The organism is Corynebacterium sp. AOP40-9SA-29, assembly GCF_052377405.1.
Lineage (GTDB): Bacteria > Actinomycetota > Actinomycetes > Mycobacteriales > Mycobacteriaceae > Corynebacterium.
On record NZ_JBQSWR010000005.1, the window covers coordinates 30,250 to 48,530 of the forward strand.

18 protein-coding genes are annotated in these 18,281 nt (G+C 65.9%); 8 read left to right on the top strand and 10 right to left on the bottom strand.

Going from position 1 to position 18,281, the window contains the following annotated elements; translation table 11 throughout:
- Positions 1-10 precede the first annotated feature (10 nt).
- From ACT3SZ_RS09945 to ACT3SZ_RS09955, 3 genes are read left to right on the top strand one after another with little or no spacing between them, the layout of a single operon-like run.
- The gene (locus ACT3SZ_RS09945; protein WP_444618386.1) at positions 11-1,378 is read left to right on the top strand and encodes an MFS transporter; all 1,368 of its coding nucleotides are present in this window, start codon (positions 11-13) and stop codon (positions 1,376-1,378) included.
- The gene (locus ACT3SZ_RS09950; protein ID WP_444618387.1) at positions 1,375-2,373 is read left to right on the top strand and encodes a dihydroxyacetone kinase subunit DhaK; all 999 of its coding nucleotides are present in this window, start codon (positions 1,375-1,377) and stop codon (positions 2,371-2,373) included. The genes ACT3SZ_RS09945 and ACT3SZ_RS09950 overlap by 4 nt, the downstream gene beginning before the upstream one ends.
- Before the next feature lie 12 nt (positions 2,374-2,385).
- Positions 2,386-3,141: a DAK2 domain-containing protein gene (locus tag ACT3SZ_RS09955; protein WP_444618388.1), complete on the top strand. Its 756-nt coding sequence runs from the start codon at positions 2,386-2,388 to the stop codon at positions 3,139-3,141.
- A 16-nt stretch (positions 3,142-3,157) separates the two neighbouring features.
- Here ACT3SZ_RS09955 and ACT3SZ_RS09960 read toward each other — a convergent pair whose 3' ends face one another.
- Complete coding sequence (locus tag ACT3SZ_RS09960) at positions 3,158-3,940, bottom strand: GntR family transcriptional regulator (protein WP_444618389.1); 783 nt, start codon at positions 3,938-3,940, stop codon at positions 3,158-3,160.
- 152 nt (positions 3,941-4,092) lie between these two features.
- Here ACT3SZ_RS09960 and ACT3SZ_RS09965 point away from each other — a divergent pair, with 152 nt between their 5' ends.
- Both ACT3SZ_RS09965 and ACT3SZ_RS09970 read left to right on the top strand, forming a co-directional pair.
- Complete coding sequence (locus ACT3SZ_RS09965) at positions 4,093-4,875, top strand: class I fructose-bisphosphate aldolase (protein ID WP_444618390.1); 783 nt, start codon at positions 4,093-4,095, stop codon at positions 4,873-4,875.
- 32 nt (positions 4,876-4,907) lie between these two features.
- A complete protein-coding gene (locus tag ACT3SZ_RS09970) occupies positions 4,908-6,254 on the top strand; it encodes an FGGY-family carbohydrate kinase (RefSeq protein ID WP_444618391.1) in 1,347 nt (448 codons plus the stop codon).
- Positions 6,255-6,332: 78 nt separating this feature from the next.
- On the opposite strand, the gene ACT3SZ_RS09975 is transcribed toward ACT3SZ_RS09970, so the two are convergent.
- The gene (locus ACT3SZ_RS09975; RefSeq protein ID WP_444618392.1) at positions 6,333-7,271 is read right to left on the bottom strand and encodes an MmyB family transcriptional regulator; all 939 of its coding nucleotides are present in this window, start codon (positions 7,269-7,271) and stop codon (positions 6,333-6,335) included.
- Positions 7,272-7,452: 181 nt separating this feature from the next.
- On the opposite strand from ACT3SZ_RS09975, the gene ACT3SZ_RS09980 reads away from it, so the two are divergent.
- Positions 7,453-8,535, top strand: a complete 1,083-nt coding sequence (locus ACT3SZ_RS09980) for an alkene reductase (RefSeq protein ID WP_444618393.1) — start codon at positions 7,453-7,455, stop codon at positions 8,533-8,535.
- Here the strand turns inward: ACT3SZ_RS09980 and ACT3SZ_RS09985 are convergent.
- Both ACT3SZ_RS09985 and ACT3SZ_RS09990 read right to left on the bottom strand, forming a co-directional pair.
- Entirely contained in the window at positions 8,504-9,424 is a 921-nt protein-coding gene (locus ACT3SZ_RS09985; protein WP_444618394.1) for a GDSL-type esterase/lipase family protein, read from the bottom strand. The two genes, ACT3SZ_RS09980 and ACT3SZ_RS09985, sit on opposite strands and share 32 nt — an antisense overlap.
- Positions 9,425-9,686: 262 nt before the next feature.
- Positions 9,687-10,487 (bottom strand): hypothetical protein, encoded by an 801-nt coding sequence (locus tag ACT3SZ_RS09990; RefSeq protein WP_444618395.1) that lies wholly within the window; start codon positions 10,485-10,487, stop codon positions 9,687-9,689.
- A 245-nt stretch (positions 10,488-10,732) separates the two neighbouring features.
- Here ACT3SZ_RS09990 and ACT3SZ_RS09995 point away from each other — a divergent pair, with 245 nt between their 5' ends.
- Positions 10,733-11,785: an isopenicillin N synthase family dioxygenase gene (locus ACT3SZ_RS09995; protein WP_444618396.1), complete on the top strand. Its 1,053-nt coding sequence runs from the start codon at positions 10,733-10,735 to the stop codon at positions 11,783-11,785.
- Between the two features lie 93 nt (positions 11,786-11,878).
- The gene (locus tag ACT3SZ_RS10000; protein WP_444618397.1) at positions 11,879-13,366 is read left to right on the top strand and encodes a uracil-xanthine permease family protein; all 1,488 of its coding nucleotides are present in this window, start codon (positions 11,879-11,881) and stop codon (positions 13,364-13,366) included.
- 15 nt (positions 13,367-13,381) lie between these two features.
- On the opposite strand, the gene ACT3SZ_RS10005 is transcribed toward ACT3SZ_RS10000, so the two are convergent.
- The 6 genes from ACT3SZ_RS10005 to ACT3SZ_RS10030 all read right to left on the bottom strand — a co-directional run bounded on the left by ACT3SZ_RS10005 (position 13,382) and on the right by ACT3SZ_RS10030 (position 18,257).
- Positions 13,382-13,636, bottom strand: a complete 255-nt coding sequence (locus ACT3SZ_RS10005) for a hypothetical protein (RefSeq protein ID WP_444618398.1) — start codon at positions 13,634-13,636, stop codon at positions 13,382-13,384.
- A 207-nt stretch (positions 13,637-13,843) separates the two neighbouring features.
- Positions 13,844-14,242 (bottom strand): hypothetical protein, encoded by a 399-nt coding sequence (locus tag ACT3SZ_RS10010; protein WP_444618399.1) that lies wholly within the window; start codon positions 14,240-14,242, stop codon positions 13,844-13,846.
- A gap of 16 nt (positions 14,243-14,258) precedes the next feature.
- A complete protein-coding gene (locus ACT3SZ_RS10015; RefSeq protein WP_444618400.1) occupies positions 14,259-14,510 on the bottom strand; it encodes a hypothetical protein in 252 nt (83 codons plus the stop codon).
- 490 nt (positions 14,511-15,000) lie between these two features.
- Entirely contained in the window at positions 15,001-15,726 is a 726-nt protein-coding gene (locus tag ACT3SZ_RS10020) for an SDR family oxidoreductase (RefSeq protein WP_444618401.1), read from the bottom strand.
- A gap of 71 nt (positions 15,727-15,797) precedes the next feature.
- Positions 15,798-17,210, bottom strand: coding sequence for an aldo/keto reductase (locus tag ACT3SZ_RS10025; RefSeq protein WP_444618402.1), 1,413 nt, complete (start codon positions 17,208-17,210; stop codon positions 15,798-15,800).
- A 225-nt stretch (positions 17,211-17,435) separates the two neighbouring features.
- Positions 17,436-18,257 carry a hypothetical protein gene (locus tag ACT3SZ_RS10030; RefSeq protein ID WP_444618403.1) on the bottom strand — a complete coding sequence of 274 codons (822 nt, stop codon included), beginning with the start codon at positions 18,255-18,257 and terminating at the stop codon, positions 17,436-17,438.
- Positions 18,258-18,281: the final 24 nt, after the last annotated feature.

Consider the following 18,281-nt stretch of genomic DNA (forward strand, 5'->3'; position numbering starts at 1 on the left):
GACTGACACCATGTCCTCCACCACCTCAACCACCAGATTCGGGTCCCTCGTCGAACGCATAGGCATCCCACCGGCGCTCTTCCTCGGCTTCGTGGGACTGCTGCTGTTCATGATCGGCGACGGCGTCGAGTCCGGCTTCATCGCGCCGTTCCTCGCCGACAACGGGGCCGGTTCCGCGTCCCGCGCCGCAGCGATCGTCAGCGTCTATGGACTGATGGTCACCCTCGGCTCCTGGCTGTCGGGAGCGCTCTCAGAGACCTGGGGCCCCAGACGGGTCATGTGGCTCGGATTCGTCATCTGGGTCGTCTTCGAGATCCTGTTCCTCAGCGTCGCCCTCACCGCGCAGTCGTCCTGGCTGATCCTGCTCACCTACGGCATCCGCGGACTCGGCTACCCACTGTTCGCCTACGGTTTCCTGGTGTGGGTACTGGCCGCCAGCCCCGCCCGCCGGTTGGGCTCCGCGGTCGGCTGGTTCTACTTCGCCTTCACCGGCGGACTGCCGACGCTGGGCTCACTGGTGGCCAGCGGCACCGAGCCGGTCGTCGGCCAGTACTCCACACTGTGGATCTCCCTGGGACTCGTCATCCTCGGTGCCGTCGTCTCCCTCGCCGGACTTCGACGCGCACCGGGCGGCGGACGCCAGGCTGCGTCCTCCGTCAGCACCAGGGAGAGCCTCGTGCGCAGCGTGGCGATCGCCTTCCAGCGCCCTCCGGTGGGCATCGGCTGCATCATCCGGATCGTCAACACCGCGCCACAGTTCGGCTTCCTGGTGTTCCTGCCGACGATCTTCGCCGACGACCTCGGGTTCGGCACCGCCGGATGGTTGAGACTGGTCTTCATCATCGGTGCGGCGAATATCTTCGCCAACCTGTTCTTCGGCATCATCAGCGACAAGATCGGATGGCACCGGACGCTCCGCACCTTCGGCTGCCTCGGGTGCGCCGTCAGCAGCCTACTGCTCTACTTCGCGCCACAGATGACCAACTCATACGGGGTCGCCGTTGCCTGTGCTGCACTGTTCGGTGCCACGCTGGCCGGGTTCACTCCGATCTCGGTGATCATGTCGCTCATCGCCCCGGAGAGCAAGGGCAATTCCATCGCCGTGCTCAACCTCGGCGCCGGTGCGGCGACCTTCATCGGCCCACTGATCGTTACTCTCTTCCTCGGTCTGCTCGGCCCGGCCGGTGTGACCATCATCTTCGCCGCGATGTACGTCATTGCGGCGGTCCTGGTCAGGTGGCTGAAACTGCCGCCGGAATCGCAGGAGATCGTGGAGAAGGGCATGAGCCTGAACGACCTCGACGTCGATGAGGTCGACACCACGGAACCGACGCAACCGACGGACCCAGCAACGAACGATCACAAAGGAAACCGATGAGCAGGCAGTACATCAATGACCCCGCTGACGTCGTCGACCAGGCGTTGGAGGGCCTCGCCCTCACCAACACTGGCCTGATCGACTACCTCCCCGAGCACGGCCTGGTCACCCGTGCCACCCGGGCCTCCAACAAGGTCGGACTCGTCTCCGGCGGCGGCTCCGGGCACGAGCCGATGCACGCCGGCCTCGTAGGACGGGGCATGCTCGACGTCGCCGTCGCCGGTGCCGTGTTCGCCAGCCCCACGGCTCTGCAGGTCCACGAAGGCACCATCGCCGCGGACAACGGCCGGGGCGTCCTGCAGATCGTCAAGAACTACACCGGCGACGTCCTGAACTTCACCATCGCCGGCGAACTTGCCGGCGACCATGACGTGGAGACCGAGATGGTCCTCGTCGACGACGACGTGGCGACCGGCGGCGACCGGGACACCGGCCCGGGTGCCCGCGGCACGGCGGCGACCGTGGTCGTCGAGAAACTCGCCGGTGCCTTCGCCGAGAACGGCGGCAGCCTCCCGGCGGTCGCCGACCTGGCTCGACGCGTCGCCCGGAACTCTCGCTCCATGAGCCTCGCGCTCTCGGCCGGGACGCACCCCGGCCAGTCCCGCCCCGCCTTCGACCTGGCCGACGACGAGGTCGAACTCGGCGTGGGCATCCACGGTGAGCGCGGCATCGCCCGCACAGCATTCGCCAGCGCCGACGAACTGACCGCCGAGCTGGTCGACCCCATCATCGAGGCGATGCAGCTGCGCCGTGGCGACAAGGTCATTGCACTGGTCAACGGCCTCGGCGGCATGTACCCACTGGAGCTGAACATCGCGGCGCGGGGACTCCACCACCTGCTGCGCGACCGCGGCATCACGGTGGTGCGTTCCCACGCCGGGACGTACTGCTCCTCGCTGGACATGCACGGATTCTCCGTGACACTGACCCCCGCCGACGACGACCTCGTCTCCCTGTGGGACGCCCCCGTGCGCACCGCAGCGCTGACCTGGTGAGGAAGGACCACCATGACGAATAACGACAACACCCCACCCAACACCTTGCCCGACGCGTTCGGGGAACGCTGGGTGACGACGATGCTCTCCACCATCCTGGGGACCTCCGGGGACGGGGCCGCCGACACCCTGGGCGATCTCGACCGCCAGAGCGGCGACGGTGACTTCGGCACCAACCTGACGTCGGCCTTCACCCGCGCCGCGAAGGAGGCCGAGACGTCCGGACCGACCACCTACACCGGATGGCTGACCGCAGTCAGCCGAGGTTTCCTCGGCACCGGTGGGACGAGCGGGCCGCTGTTCGGCATGTTCTTCCGTGACCTCGCGCAGTGCACACAGTCACCGGAGCCGACGCTCACCGAATTGTGCACCGGCCTCACCGCCGGCGTCGCCACCATCCAGCGGTACGGGAAGGCGGAACAGGGCGACAAGACCATGGTCGACGCGCTCATCCCCGCCGCCGACGCGCTGCGTGCCCAGCTCCAGGGAGGCCAGGACGGTCCGGGCGTCATCGACACCGGTGCCGTGCTCGACGCCACGGCGGATGCCGCGCAACAGGGGGCCCTGGGCACCCGCGACATCACTGCTCGTCGGGGCCGAGCGTCCTACGTCGGGGAGGTCGCGCGCGGTGTCCTCGACCCCGGCGCGGCGGCCGCCGCGATCATCATGCGCTGCGCCGCCGCAGCGTCCGGCAGTGCGTCCGACGGCGCGCCCGGCAGCGCAGCGTCCGACGCCCGCCCGGTGGACACCGCCTGGGTCCTGGGGTGACCGTCGTCGTCGGGAGTCAGGCCACCGGGCCAGGCGCCCCGACGGCGCGGACGTCGATCTCCAGCGGCACCACGTCGCTGCGGACCCATGTGTCGTAGACGTCGTAGTACGTTCCCTGTGGCGTCCAGGACACGGACCTGATGTAGGTCACCGGCTCATCGACATCGATACCGAGTTCTTGGGCGATGTCGGACGGCGCACGGACCGAGCGGATCGTCCGGTGGGCCCCTCCGAGCTCGTACCCCGCACCCGTCAGCAGGGCTGTCAGGGATTCTCTGCCTTCCAGTACGCCCGTCGCCTCGGCGAGCACGTCAACCAGGGCCGGCGGGTTGTAGTTGATGCTGTAGAGCGCGGCCCGGTCGCCGAGCGAACGGACACGGACAAGTTCGAAGCCGTGCTGCGGGGTGTCGGGCAGCCGCAGGTCTCGTGCGGCCTCCTCCGGCAGCTCGACGCCCCCATAGCGGATGACACGGGTATCCACCGACTGATGGCGGTGGCCCAGGGCACTCTCGAGGAACCCTTCTTCTCCCTGGATCATCCAGCCAGCGTCCACTGGTTCGGAGCTGACGAAGACACCACGCTTGGGGACCCGCCGCACGAGCCCCTGCGACTGCAGGTGTCTCAGGGATTGACGCACCGTAGCCCGCGAGAGCCCGAATTCGGTGCACAGATCGTTCTCACTGGGCAGTCGGTCACCCTGGGCCAGTACACCGTCCGAGATTCGGGCCTGCAGGATCACCGAAAGCTGCTGGTAGTACGGCACTTCGGACTGTCTGTCGATCTGCCCGCCGGTACTCATGGCTGTCCCGCCTTCCTGTCGTCTCGCACTCGTGATGTTCGCACTGTACAGACCAATTGTACTAAGCCCCTTGTCAACTCTGTGATACACACCATATACTGAATCTTGTACGTACAGTACGTACAGTAACCCCCATCCTCGAAGGAGTTCTCATGACCATGGAATACCGCATGCGGCGCACGCTCCCCAGCGATCGCGCAGCCGTCATCCTGCCCGTCGACCACGGCCTGATCTTCGACCGCATCGAAGGCCTGGAGACCCCCTCCGCCCCGTTCACCGACTGGGCCGACTCCGACATCACCGGCTTCATGATGACTCCCGGCCAGGTCAAGCAGACCGAACGGTTCTTCGCCGAGCACCCCCACCTCTCCCGTGTCCTCACCATCGACACCTACTACGACTACCGGGAGCTCGACGGCAAGGGATCACACCAGCTGATCACGACCATCGAGGAGGCCGCACGCCTGGGCGTCGACGCCGTGAAGATGCTGTTCCCCTGGAACATGTCGCGCGTCGAGCAGGCTGCCATGTGCCACCGGGTCGGCGAAGTCGTCTCCGCCTGCGACACCTGGGACATCCCCCTGGTGCTGGAGCCCGTCCTGATCGGCGCTCCCCGCACCGAGGAAGTCATCGCGGAGGAGGAGCGCGTGGCCCGTATCGCCTACGACCTCGGTGCCCACATCATCAAGATCGCCTTCCCCGGTGAGGAACGCACCGCCCGTCTGGTCGACGAGCTCAAGGTTCCGCTCGTCATCGCCGGCGGCCCCAAGGCTGGTTCCGTCAACGACACCGTCGACGCCATCGCGCAGACCGTCCGCGCCGGTGCCCGCGGTGTGATCGTCGGCCGGAGCATCTGGCAGCGTGAACGCGAGGAAGCCCTGACCGCGCTGAACGAGATCTCCACCCTTACCCGCAGCGTCAGCTTCGCGGACTAACCACACGCCCCCGGCGGGAAGCGAGCCAGTATATGAGCGAGCGAAGTGATCTACAGCCGGTCGTGTGCGGCGTGGACATCGGCAGCACGAACACCAAGGTCGTCGCCCTCGGCCCGGACGGTGCCGTCCTGTCCCGCGTCCGCCGCAGGACGCCCCGCGGCACCACCGACCACGGCGTCGATGCCGCCATGCTCTTCGACGAGATCGAGGAGATGATCATCGAGATCTGCGGCGGACGCTTCCTCGTCCACGGCGTGAGCGTGGCCGGCGTCGGGGAGGACGGCATACTCGTCGATGCCGACCTGACACCGCTGAGCACCGCACTGGCCTGGTTCGACCCGCAACGCCGCACACTGTTCACCGAGATCGAGGACGACCTCGTCCCCCACCCGGGGCTGTGCACCGAGGACGACCCCGCCCGCACGATGCTCGGCTGGCTCTGGGCCAGACGACAGCCTGGGGCGCAACGCGCCGCATCGTGGGTCTCGCTCACTGACTTCCCGGCCGTGCGCTGGTCCGGCTCGCTCTTCCTCAGCGATACACTGGCCGCCCGCACCGCCGCCTGGGACGGCCACACCCGCACCTGGGTGGACGAGCGCGTCCTGCTCTCTCTCGGGGAACCTGCGCTCCTTCCCCCGGTCGTGTCCACCGGGGAGAAGATCGGCCCCCTGCGTTCACACCGGCTCGCCGACGCTGGTGTGCTGGCAGAGGACGCCCTTGTCGTCGCCGGAGGCCACGACCACCCGATTGGCGGGTGGGGTATCCATGCGATGCACCCGGGTGCCGTCCTGGACTCCATGGGCACTGCCGAGGTCGTGGTGGCGCAATCGCCGCACCCGGACGTCGCCAGGAGTGAGGACCTGGACGTAGCCCCTGGCATCTGCACCTCCGGCACCACCGTATTGAGCGTGCAGGAGTTGGCGCGCAACGTGGAGTGGGCCACCGACGACGACGCAGACGTGGGGTCGTACCTGACCCAACTCATCGCCGGCGACGTTGAACCGGACGACTTCATCTTCGACGACACCGTCTTCCACGCCGGTGGACGCGGTGGACAAAGCCCGAACTTCTCCGATCACGCCCCGGCCTCGGCATTGTCACGGGCCTCGGCGGTGCTGGGCACGCTGGCTCGCATGGGACGCCACGGGCATGAGCGTGTCGCTGAGCAGCTCACCACTGAACCCGCCTCGTACGCTGCGGGAGGGTGGTCCCGCTCCCCCGGCTGGGTTCGGGCGAAGGCCCGCGCCACCGGCCACGAGGTTGCGGTCATTCCCGAACCTCAGGTCACGGCGACCGCCTGCGCATTGATCGTCGCCGAGACCATCGGATGGTCCCCGGATCCCAGCCTGGCGATGGGTTTCGGCCCCTCCGACCGGTAGGCACCCGACACCGTCCTGAAACCCCACGCGGATGTTGGTCCTGACTCCCTGGACCAACATCCGCGTGGGGTTTCAGGATCAGGCGCCGAGCGCCGGATCTCCCGGAGCACTCGCCGACCGGTTCTCGTGAGCGATGCCCTGAAGGATGGTCATCGCATCCGCCGAGGGCTCGTCCGCCGGCATGTACACCTCCAGGCGGTGGTCGGGGCTGTCGGCCTGTAGCCAGATCTGGAAGTCCACCGTGATCTCCCCGACCAGCGGGTGCAGGAAACGTTTGCGCCCTGCTGTGCAGGTCCCGACCTTGCCGGTGGCCCACAGGGCAGCGAAGTCGGCGTCCTTCATGCAGAGCTCGCCGACGAGCTCGGCCAGGCGGGCGTCGTCCGGGTACTTGCCACTGACGAAGCGCAGGTAGGACACGTAGGTGCGTGCCTCCACCTCCCAGTCGCGGTACATGCCCCGCACCGTCTCGTCGAGGAAGAGCAACCGCGGCAGGGACGGACGCGTCCTGGCGTCCGACGTATCGAACGGCAGGTGCGGCGCCAGTAGTGCGTGGCCGGCGGGCGTCCACCCCAGGGCATCGTTACGCCTTCCGAGCAGCACCGCCGGCTGGTCGCCGAGCGCGTCGAGCATCGCCAGCGCCCGCGGATGCGGCTGCTCCGCACGCGACCGGGTGACCGGCTTCACCGGGGAAGGACGCGCCAGGTCAAGCAGGTGCTCGGTCTCGGTATCGGAGAGCTGTAGCGCCCGGGCCAAGGCGAGGAGCACCTCGTCCGAGGCGTTGTGTGCCTGTCCCTGCTCGAGCCGGACGTAGTAGGCCACGGACACCCCGGCCAGCTGGGCGACCTCCTCGCGCCGCAAACCGGGAACCCTGCGCCGCCGGCTGCGGTCCTCGATGCCCGCCGTCGCCGGGGTGATAGCGTCCCGGCAAGACTTTAGGAACTCGCCGAGGCTACCGGAATGGCTGCCGGACGTACCGCCGGAGTTGCCCGACATGGGTGCGGCATCTGCATGGTTCATGCGCCCGAGTCTAGGTGTCGCATCCCCTCCCCAGGCACCCTCGACGGCGCGCCAGCATGACCCTGCCAGTGGTACCTTCACCAGTCGCACCATCAGGGAGGCTCTGGCTAACACCGCCCGGGACGAGGACCATGGTTGAAGGAAAAAGCAAGAAGCAAGAAAGCAAGGAAAGAAGATCACCGTGTCCAACCTGTCTGAACCACTGCACCTCGGAGCCCTAGAGCTGCCCAATAGGGTGATCATGTCGCCGCTGACCCGGCGTCGTTCCGGGGAGTCGCGCGTGCCGACCGCGCTGATGGCAGAGTATTACCGTCAGCGCTCCGGGGCCGGGCTGATCATCAGCGAGGCCACCTCCGTCTCACCGCAAGGCGTGGGTTACCTCGGCACCCCGGGCATCTGGAACGAGGAGCAGGTGCAGGGCTGGACGCAGACCACCGACGCCGTCCACGACGCCGGTGGACGGATCTTCCTGCAGCTCTGGCACGTCGGACGGATCTCCGACCCGGAGCTGCTCGGCGGCGACACCCCCGTCGCCCCGAGCGCGGTGCAGGCGGCAGGGCGCGTGCGCGGGCTGCGTCCGAAACGTCCGTACACCACCCCGCGGGCGCTGGAGACCGAGGAGATCCCCGGCATCGTCGAGGACTTCCGCCGTGGGGCGCAGAACGCGAAGGAGGCCGGGTTCGACGGCGTGGAGATCCACGCCGCCAACGGCTACCTCATCGACCAGTTCCTGCAGGACAGCACCAACCACCGCGAGGACCGTTACGGCGGATCGGTGGAGAACCGCGCCCGCTTCCTGCTCGAGATCGTGGACGCCGCGATCGACGTGTGGGGTGCCGACCGAGTGGGCGTACACCTGCGCCCGCGCGGCGAGGAGCACGACATGGGCGACAGCGACCCGGCGACGGTCTTCGGATACGTCGCCACCGAGCTCGGACGCCGCGACGTGGCGTTCCTGTTCATCCGTGAGATCGAGGCCGAGGACAGCCGGCTCACCTTGATCAAGAACAACTTCGGCGGGCCGGTGATCGCCAACGAGGAGATGAGCCTCGCCGACGCCGAACGCATCGTGGCCAGCGGGAGCGCCGACGCCATCGCCTTCGGTCGCGACTACATCGCCACCCCTGACCTGGCCGAACGCATCGCCGAGGGCCTGGAGTGGAACACCCCGGACTCTTCGACGTTCTACGCCGACGAGGGGGCTGACCCCGCCGTCGGCTACACCGATTACCCTACAGCGCAGCAGATACCTGCCCTGCGATGAACTCCTGGCCGAGCTGCGAGGGGTGCACGATCATCTTGTAGTCCGGGGTGGTGGTGTCGATGAGCCCGGCGATATAGCGCTGCTGATCGGGGGCGCAGGAGTCGTGGCCTTGGCTGTGCGCCCGCAGGTCCACGAACTCGGCACCGATCTCGGCGGCACTATCGCGCTGCATCGACTGCGCGGCGTCCTGCACGCGCGTCAGGTACTCCACCGGCACACCGGCCGGACGGTTCGGCACCACGTTGACGAAGCAGAAAGTATCACCGGCGGTGAGCTGCGGCATGCCGCCGATGACGAGCTCGGCGTCCGGCGCGACGGCGCGCACCCGGCGCGCGGCCTCGCGCATATCGGACGCATAGGCGTCCTGCACGGCGTCGAAGTCGGTGACGTCCAGGCCGTCCTTCTGACCCCACGGGCCGAAATCGTTGAGGCCGACGGGGAAGACGACGGAGTCGGTATCTGCGGTGAGGTCGCCGGCGTCGATGCTGGCGTCGATGCGGTCGAGCATCGTGTGCGACGTCTGGGCGGTGCAGGACCAGTCGCTGACGTTGAGGTCACCGCCGTTTTCTAGCAGTCGCGGCCAGTTATCAGGCGCCTGGAGGCACTCCTTGCCGGACTCCAGCTGCCCGGTACGCGGGTAGTCGGCGAGCAGCGGTTGGAGCTCCTCGTACTGGTTCGCCGTGCCCACGATCTGGTGCGGGTTGGCGGCGTAGGAGTCACCGTAGGTGACTATGTTCTTGATGTCGGACGCTGCGTCGGACGGCGCATCCGTCGCGGCATCTGTCGCCGCGGCGGTGCCGGAGCTGATACTGGCGGACAGCAGCAGGCAAGCGGCGAGGGCTCGGGTGGCATGAGAGGCACAGGAGGAGGCACGGGTAGATCGGCGCATTGAGGGGTGTCCTTTTTCGGGGAGTACTGAGGTCGCATGGGCGCGGTCCGTCCGCGGCCCGTCATCCCAGAACCCTAACCCGCGGCGCGGCGGAATATCGGCCAGGAGTGGGAATCTCGGTGCAGTCGTCCCTGGAACACGTGACGACGCGCTGTCAGATATCGCACCCCATAGGACACTGCTGAATATCTGACCTGGTCTTTCCCGATAGTTAGCGGCTTATGAGGTGCGAAAAGTTGTCGACCTTCTCGGGTAGACCACCTCAGCGGGCCTTGCCCTCCTCGCTGAGCACCGCGTGGGTGTGACGGATCATCATGTGCGCGAGCTTGCGGTTGGACCGCGCGCCCAGCACCGCGCCGATGCCCAGAGGCAGCATCTTCGCGAATGCGGCACCCGTCATCCGTCGGCGCAGCTGCCGGAACGCGATGCGTCCCAGACGTGAGTTGATGTTGCGCTTCTGCGCCTCGCTGGCACTGCCCAGCTTCCGGAGTCCCGTCACACCCTTCTGGCCGGACGCTGCGGACACCGCGTCGTTGCCGGCGGCACCGGCGATGCTGAATAGGATCAGCCGGCGTCGCGCCTCCTGGTGGCTGATGTCCACACCGCGCAGCCGCGCGCTGGCCAGCGTGTAGAGCGCGAAGACCTCCACCACACCAAGCGCTTCCCCACCGGCGGCACCCATGCTGAGCACCGTGCCGATCCCGGGGAAGAACGCCAGCGCACCGGTACCTGCACCCGTGCCGGTGGCCAGGGTGCGGAAATGCCGGTCGATCACGCGCTGCTGCCGGGCCACCGACTTGCGGCGGTGCCGGCGCTGGATGTGGCCCACGTACTTCTCGACCACCGGGGACTGCACTTCGGAGGCCTTGTCCACGGCGCGGAAGAACTGGCGCGCCATCTTGCCGTCCGGCTCGTCCAGGTCGGCGATGCCCTTCAACGCCTCACGTGACTCCTCCGACAGCTCCTCGTCGGCGACGGGGCCGGTGACGTCCGGTGCGTCCTGCGAGTCCTGCGCGTCCTTCTTCTTTTTCCCGCGGCGGGCAAAAGGCTTCGGCAGCTTCACGTGGTCCTCCAAGGGGTGTGGCCTGCATGCTCGACGGCTGCCGAGTGCGGTCGATTCTAGCCGTTTACCGGGACGCCACGTCGGCAACACAGTCGTCACAGAAGCGGCACAACCTCGAAATGCCGGCCTCATAGATTGAGTCCTGTACCAAGACCAACAGCGGCTCAGCCGGGTCTTCATCGCACGGCGTCGGGATGACGGAGCGTACGACCGTAGGGGAAACCGCGTGACGTGAAAGGACCATCATGGTTCAGACCACCACGCCCACCACGACCGACAACTACAGCAACGCCGAGCTCGACCTCGAAGCGAGGATGGGCGGCGTCGGCACCGAGACCACCGACCGGGCCGTCCCCGTCATCGACGTCAACAACTGGGACCTCAGCGACGAGCAGTGGGATGCCAAGGCGGAGGAACTTTGGGACGCCGCCACCACCATCGGCTTCTTCCAGCTGAAGAACTTCGGCATCGCCAAGGACGAGATCCAGGCCGCCTTCGCCGAATCGCGCCGCCTGTTCGCGCTGCCGAAGGAGACCCTAGAGACCGTGGCCAAGCCGAAGGGCAAGAACGTCGGCTTCGAGCACAAGTCCCAGATCCGCCCGTCCACCGGCACCCCGGACGAGAAGGAGAGCTACCAGGTCACCCGCCCGCTGATGGACGGCCTGTGGCTCGACGAGGAGGCACTGCCGGACTTCCGCGCCAACACCCTGGACTTCGAGAGCCGCTGCCACGACGTGGCGATGCGCATCCTCGAGTTCTTCGCCGTGAAGCTCGGCTTCGAACGCGACTACTTCACCAAGGTCCACAACCCCGCCTCCGACCTGCACCAGTGCACGCTGCGCATGATCCACTACATGGCAGTGGCCGCGGAGGACAACGTCGCCGACGAGAACGGCGCCCCGGTGTGGCGCGCCGGCGCACACACCGACTTCAACTGCCTCACCCTGTTGTTCCAGACCGACGGCGAGTCCGGCCTGCAGGTCATGCCAGGTGCGGACGCCGGGCAGGACGTACAGAGCTGGACGCCCGTGCCCGCCTTCACGGACATCCTGACCTGCAACATCGGTGACATGCTGATGCGCTGGAGCGACGACCGGTTGAAGTCCAACTTCCACCGGGTCAAGGCCGCGGACGTGGGCGTGGACATCCCCGAGCGCTACTCCATGCCGTACTTCGCCCAGGCCGACCGCGACGCCGTGATCGAGGGGCCCGACCGCAAGTACGAGCAGATGACCGCCGGGGAGTACCTGGACATGCGCATCCGCGCGAACTTCAGCAAGGCCGAGTCCGCGAAGTAGTCCGGCACCGGGGTCGTCCCCCGGTCCGGCCCCTGGCTCGCCCCTCCCCCAACAACCGCTCAAGCACCACCTCGCTCAGGAGCACCCTCACCCATGACCGCCACCTTCAACCACACCGACCGGACCGACCGGACCGACCGGACCGACCGGACGCCGTCGCCGCGCGCCCACGACCCCGCCACCACCACGCAGCAGGGGCAGGACGTCGGCTTCTCCACCGACGGGTCTGCCGTGGACACCAACTTCGGTTGGCGCCACAACCTCACCTTCGGCATCCAGCACGTCCTGATCATGTACGTCGGGTGCGTGTCCGTCCCGCTCGCACTCGGCGCGGCGTTGGGCCTCGACCGGGAGACCGTGGCGATGCTGGTCAACGCCGACCTACTGGTCGCCGGCGTGATCACGCTGATCCAGTCCCTCGGCGTGGGACGCGTGGCCGGCGGGCGGATGCCGATCATCGGCGGCGCGGCCTTCGTCCAGGTGGCGTCGATGATCTCCATCGGGCAGACCTACGGGCTGCCCGCGATCTGGGGCTGCATGCTCGCCGGCGGTGTGGTGGGCCTGGTGCTCGCCTGGCCGTTCAGCAAACTACTGAAGTACTTCCCGCCACTGGTCACCGGCACCGTACTGCTGGTCCTCGGGGTTTCGCTCATCGGAGTCTCCGCCGGCCTCGTGGTCGGTCGTCCGATGGTCGACGGCCAGGAAAACCCGGACTACGCCAGCCCGGCGTCCATCGGCATCGCCGCCCTCGTGGTGCTCATCGCGGTGGGGTTGTCCTGCCTGGCCCGCGGTGTGGTGGCGAAGGCGTCGCTGATCATCGCGACGATCGTCGGCGTGCTGGTCTGCTGGCCCGCCGGGCTGCTGGACTTCTCCGGTGTCGGCGACGAACCGCTGTTCGCCATGGTCAAGCCGTTCCACTTCGGCGCCCCGGAGTTCCCGTTGGTCGGTGTGCTGTCGATGTCGGTGGTCATGATGTTCCTCTTCGCCGAGACGATCGCCAGCGTGAGTGCGCTGTCCGAGATCACGGGGAAGAAGACGTCGCGCTCGGACGTGGCGCGCACGCTCGTGGGCGACGCGGCGTCCGGCGTCCTCGGCGGTGTGTTCAACGGGTTCTTCGACACCGTCTTCACCCAGAACGTCGGCGCGGTGCGCACCACGCGGGTGCACTCGCGTTACGTGACGGCGACGGCCGGGGTGGCCCTGCTGGTGCTGGGGCTGACCCCGGTGACCGGTGCGGTCATCGCCGCACTGCCGGACCCGGTGGTCGGCGGGATCTCCCTGATCCTGTTCACCTCGATCGCCGCGGTGGGAGTGAACACCCTGCGCAAGGTCGATCTCACCGACACCGTGAACTCCACGATCATCGCCCTGGCGGTGGCTTTGGGGCTCTTGTCGAAGTTCTCCTCCGACATCTGGTCGAACTTCCCGGAGTGGGCGCAGACCCTTCTTTCCGACGGTGTGGTCCTGGCCGCGTTGGCGGCCTTCGGCCTCAACCTGCTGTTCAACCACACCTCCATCGCCGACCGGGCCCGTGCCGCCCGTGATGAACAGCGTCCCGAACCGGAGTCGGTGTTCGTGTAGCGAGGACCGCCTCCCTTACACGGACTTGATCTGCTCCAGCTTGATCCTCGTGATCTTCCAGCCGTTGTCGATCTGCCCCGAACTCAAGGAATAGTGTCGGGTCTCGACCTTGGACCCCTTTTTGTTGTCGTACTTGACCAAGTCGATCTCGTTGTAGATCTTTCCGGCGAACGGTTCCGAGCCGTAGACCGTTACGTGGGCGACGTAGCCAGGACTCGCCTTGTAGTCAAAGCCGATCACCGACTCGTTGAACCCCAGGTTCCTCGTCACTTCACAGGTCTTTGCCTGCGATGGCGAACACTCCACCATAGGCTGGCCCGGCCCGGCCGCCTGGGCGACGGGCAAGGCCGCCAAGGAGACGACTGTCATACCTAACGCGCACGCGACCCCCCTGCCCCAATTTCGAATGGATTCACGCATGACGACAACGCCCTTTCCTTTATTTAATGATGATGGACTGCAGCGAACGAACATTCACTAAAGGTGCCGCTGCGTGAGTTCGACTTTGGTGATTTTCCACCCGTTGTCGACTTGATTGTCTGTCAGGCCGTAGTGGATGGTCACCGAACTTCCACCAGAGTTCTTGTACTCGTCGCTTCCGATTTTGTTGTGAATCTTCCCGGAGAACGGTTCCGACCCGTAAACCGTCACGCGGGCGAGGTAGCCAGGACTTGCTTTGTAGTCAAAGCCGATCACCGACTCGTTGAACCCGAGGTTCCTCGTCACATCACAGGTCTTCGACTGCGACGGAGAACATTCCACCGTGGGCTGCCCGGGCCCGGCACCCTGAGCCGCCGGCGCGCCCAATACTGAAGCGATCGCGAACGCACTCAACAAGATCAGCGTCTTTTTCCTTGGAGCCAAAAAATCAAGCATGTGAAGCTCCTCGCTTTTAGTGGTTTCCACCGGGATGGGGATGATCTTGCGTTATTGCCGTGATAACGACTTCGGTAATCTTGTACCCCTCAACAAGATCGCGCATGGGCATGTCCCATGTCCGGTCTGCAATTCCGTGACCACTATTGTTGGCGAGGGTCACATGGTATTGGCGCGACGCATGACCACCGTAGGTCGAAGCAGTGACCCTGAAGCTCATTTCCTCGCCCTGCTCTAGGGAGACCGTGAAGTTACGAACGTCACTCATGAAATCGTATCGGAAGTGGGTGTCTGCACGGCACGTTGATACACAAGAGATGTTAGTGCTTCCGCCCGCATAGGCTGGTGCGGAGAATGCAATTCCAGAAATCATGAGGGACCCCAGGAATGTTGTTGCCAGTACGCATCGGGGTGCACGTGTTGTCAGTTTTTTCAGTGTCATTCTAACTCCTGTAATCAAGGATGTATGAGATTTATGCAGCCGCAGGTGCGGCAGTTATTTTTGGGCCACCGTATCCTCCCAGGAACAACGATTGTCGAAGCTGGAGGAAGGTCTCCCGGAAGCTCCAGCGGTTGCCCTCTGGGGCATATCCGTGTCTGCGGGATCAATCCGTTCCTTACGTTTCAGCCGCCAAATCTCGTCAGCCGGCCGACACTTTTGGAAGAGACCTTTCTGCGCCGCCATCCGAGTCCAACGCACCAAGGCACGCGGAGAAAGAGTGGCAGGCATGATGCCCTCCTCCTGTCGGAGGAGAGGATCACTTCTCCGGTTCGCTGTGCAGGTCAGTCAGTTCCGGGTACTGCTCGAAGATGTCCCCGGACAGTTCCCTACGGGCCTTGCGTGACGTTTCATCGACCAGCACTTCATAGTCACCACGCTCCAGGGCATACCAGGTGTCATCAACAACACCGGAGGCGGAGATTTTCGGCAGGGGAATGTTCGCCGACAGCGGAGTGTCGATAAACCCCGCATGAACCCCCAGGACGTGGATTCCGAGCTTCCCAAGCTCCACCCGGGAGGAGTTGCTCGCCGACCAGAACGCCGCCTTGGACGCACTGTAGATGCCACCCACCGAGTTCCAACTCGCCGCCGAAAGAACATTGACGACGGCAGCGGACTCCGCTTTTTCGAGAACCGGCGAGAACACCTGCGTCACCAGGACGGGACCGAAGAAGTTCGTCGCCATCACCCGGTTCAACTCCGATATCCCGGTTTCCATGAGGTTGGGCGTCTGGGGAGACACACCGGCATTGTTCACGAGCACCGTCACATCGGAGGCACGTTCAGCCACCCACGTGATCGAATCAATATCATTGACGTCCAACGTCAGCGGGACGATACGCTCATCGTCCCATTCCCGGGGATGTCGAGCGGTTGCGTACACTTTCGACGCTCCGCGTGCGAGCGCCTGCGTCACGAATTCCGAGCCCAGCCCTCCGTTCGCCCCGGTCACCAGAACAACTGCTCCGTTGATATCAACCATGTCAAACTCCTTTTTTTTTGCCGGCCGGCATCCTGCCGGACGAATATTGTTGCGGGGTGCGATGGACGTACTTACGCCATCGGGTTCTCCCAGGAACCACGGGTGTCTACGCTGGCCGCCTTGCCAAGCCTTTCGAGCCGTTCAACGTCATCGCCAGTGAGTGAGAGTTCCGCCGCACGTTCCTGCGAGTCGAGGTACCTCGCCTTGGTCGCGCCGATGATCGGCACCGTCCCCTTGCCGAGCGCCCACGCCGTGGCGACCTCGGCCGCCGAGTAGTCGCGGGCCCCGCGCGACGCGTCCTCCCCGCGCTCCTTACCGACCGCCACGAGGGCATCGGTGAGCTCTCCAAGTTTCGGGAGGATCTCGTTGTAGGTCGCAGCCCGGTAGCTGCCTTCCGGCAACGGGTTGTCCGCGCCGTACCTCCCGGTCAGCGCGCCCTGTTCGAGGACCATATAGGAGTAGAAGGTGATGCCGTTGCGCTGGCAATATTCCAGAAGGCCGGCGTCCTCCGAGGCGCGGTAGATCAGGCTGTAGTGGTTCTGCACCGCGGCGAGTTCCACCCCCTCAGCGGCGAGGATCTCCCGGGCGCGGGTGATCTCCTCCAGGTTGTGATTGGACACCCCGACGCTGCGCACCCGGCCGTCCTTCACCAGCGGCGCGAGTTGCCGGGTCCATTTTTCCACGTCGGCGGGGTTGTGGATCCAGTAGATATCGACGTGGTCGGTGCGCAGCCGCTCCAGGCTGCCCTGGAGCATCGCCTCCACGGCGTTGCTCTCCGGACCGGCGAGCTGCGGGGTGAACTTCGTCGACAGTTGGTAGCTGTCGCGGTCATACGGTGCCAGAAGTGTGCCGAGAATGCGCTCGGAGCTTCCCTCGCCGTAGACGGCGGCGGTGTCGAAGAGCGTGAACCCCTTGGCGAAGGCCGCGGCGACGACCTCCTTGAGCTGCTCCTCGTCGAGGTGGTTGCCGAAGACTTCATCGCCGCCAACACTGCCGGCACCCCACGACCAAGTACCGAGCGCGGTCTGGGGCAAGTCTGGAACGTTCGAGGAATCGGATGTAGGGACTGTGGTGGACATGGTGTGCTCCTGGCTGTTTTCGGACGGGATGTCCTGCGGTGACCAGTAGGCCCGCAGTGAGGTGATCTTTCCGTGCTCGTCGAACTCCATGACGTCGACCACGTCGACGCTCACCTGCCGTGAGTCCCACGGCATCCGGAGTTCGAAGGCCACGGCAGCCGCACGCGCGTCCGATGACACAGAAACCGGAGCGACCTGCCGGACGCGGACTGCCGGGTCGAGCGGTTCGGCGTACCAGCGGGACGCCGCGACGACGTCGGAACCCACCGGGTCCTCGACCGTCGCCGTCTCGGCGAAGAGCGCGAGGACGTCCCGTCCCCCGCCGTTGTTGATGCCGTCGAGGTAGGACCGCACCGTGGCGCGGATCTGTGACCTCGTTACCTGTGGCGTGGTTGCCTTCGGCACGGTGTTCCCGTTCTGTGGTGACGCACGCGGGGGCGGATGCCGCAGCGTGGAACGGTTCAGGCAATCGCCCTTTGTGTTCCACCCGGTACAGTACATAGTGTATCGAGTGGTACGCAACTGCTCCCTACGCAGCGCTCATCCAGTCGACCTACCCCAGGAACGAGACCCCCCACAATGCCCCCTATGAACTGCGCAAACAGTGTCCCCTCACCGAAAGATCCCGGGTCACACGTTGGCGGCGGCGATGCGCTGCGCCTGTGCGGACGCCAGGCTGCTGACCAGCTCCGTACCCGTCGCGTCGGACGCGGCGATCATATAGCTGACACCGTTGACCGTGGCGGTCACGGTGATCAGGGACTCACCGATGCCCTCGCCCTCGATGGGCTCGCCGTTGACCTCGGCACCGGTCATCGTCACCCGGGCCGCGCCCAAGACATCCGCCCCCTCGACGGTGACGTCCACCGGCTCAGCGGTGTAGTGCTGCAGGGTGTTGTCGGTTTCGTCGGTCATCTCGCGAGTGAACTCCGCACACTCGGAGACGTCCGCCGGGAAGGTCTGCGGGTCCACCTCGTCGGTGGTGACCATGATGTGAATGCCGTCTACATCATTGTCCAGCAGGGTGTAGCCGGCGGTGGCGGTTGTCTCTGCGGAACGGAACATCCAGTCCATGACGGTCACGCCGTCCACCGCCAGGCCGGTGCACTGGAACGGGTTCGCATTCATGATGTCTCCGAACCCCTGACTAGCGTCAAACCCTTCAACGTCGGCAAACTCCGGTTCCTCGGCAAGCTGACTGAGCATGTCCCCCAACGAGGGCAAGTCGCCACCGGCGACGAGGTCGTACTCGTAGCCCTCGGGCGTGACGGTGTCGTCGATGATCAGGTCGGACGGGGCGCCGGAGGCCGGCTGGCCGGCGTCGGGAACCTCGACGGCGGCGGTGGTCTCTTCGGACGCCTCGGCGTCGTCGGAACTACACGACACCAGAGCGAATGAGGCCGCCAACGGGAGGACGGCGATGGACAGGGGCGTGGCGAAACGGCGGATCATGGGAACCGGGACATCCTTAACTCA

What these genes read in the sequence shown, in the direction of transcription:
- ACT3SZ_RS09995 (WP_444618396.1), top strand. Translation starts at nt 10,733, where the DNA reads ATGGTTCAGACCACCACGCCCACCACGACCGACAACTACAGCAACGCC.
- ACT3SZ_RS09955 (WP_444618388.1), top strand. Translation starts at nt 2,386, where the DNA reads ATGACGAATAACGACAACACCCCACCCAACACCTTGCCCGACGCGTTC.
- ACT3SZ_RS10030 (WP_444618403.1), bottom strand. Translation starts at nt 18,257, where the DNA reads ATGATCCGCCGTTTCGCCACGCCCCTGTCCATCGCCGTCCTCCCGTTG.
- ACT3SZ_RS09970 (WP_444618391.1), top strand. Translation starts at nt 4,908, where the DNA reads ATGAGCGAGCGAAGTGATCTACAGCCGGTCGTGTGCGGCGTGGACATC.
- ACT3SZ_RS09950 (WP_444618387.1), top strand. Translation starts at nt 1,375, where the DNA reads ATGAGCAGGCAGTACATCAATGACCCCGCTGACGTCGTCGACCAGGCG.
- ACT3SZ_RS10000 (WP_444618397.1), top strand. Translation starts at nt 11,879, where the DNA reads ATGACCGCCACCTTCAACCACACCGACCGGACCGACCGGACCGACCGG.
- ACT3SZ_RS10020 (WP_444618401.1), bottom strand. Translation starts at nt 15,726, where the DNA reads ATGGTTGATATCAACGGAGCAGTTGTTCTGGTGACCGGGGCGAACGGA.
- ACT3SZ_RS09985 (WP_444618394.1), bottom strand. Translation starts at nt 9,424, where the DNA reads ATGCGCCGATCTACCCGTGCCTCCTCCTGTGCCTCTCATGCCACCCGA.
- ACT3SZ_RS09960 (WP_444618389.1), bottom strand. Translation starts at nt 3,940, where the DNA reads ATGAGTACCGGCGGGCAGATCGACAGACAGTCCGAAGTGCCGTACTAC.
- ACT3SZ_RS09945 (WP_444618386.1), top strand. Translation starts at nt 11, where the DNA reads ATGTCCTCCACCACCTCAACCACCAGATTCGGGTCCCTCGTCGAACGC.
- ACT3SZ_RS09975 (WP_444618392.1), bottom strand. Translation starts at nt 7,271, where the DNA reads ATGAACCATGCAGATGCCGCACCCATGTCGGGCAACTCCGGCGGTACG.
- ACT3SZ_RS09965 (WP_444618390.1), top strand. Translation starts at nt 4,093, where the DNA reads ATGACCATGGAATACCGCATGCGGCGCACGCTCCCCAGCGATCGCGCA.
- ACT3SZ_RS10010 (WP_444618399.1), bottom strand. Translation starts at nt 14,242, where the DNA reads ATGCTTGATTTTTTGGCTCCAAGGAAAAAGACGCTGATCTTGTTGAGT.
- ACT3SZ_RS10015 (WP_444618400.1), bottom strand. Translation starts at nt 14,510, where the DNA reads ATGAGTGACGTTCGTAACTTCACGGTCTCCCTAGAGCAGGGCGAGGAA.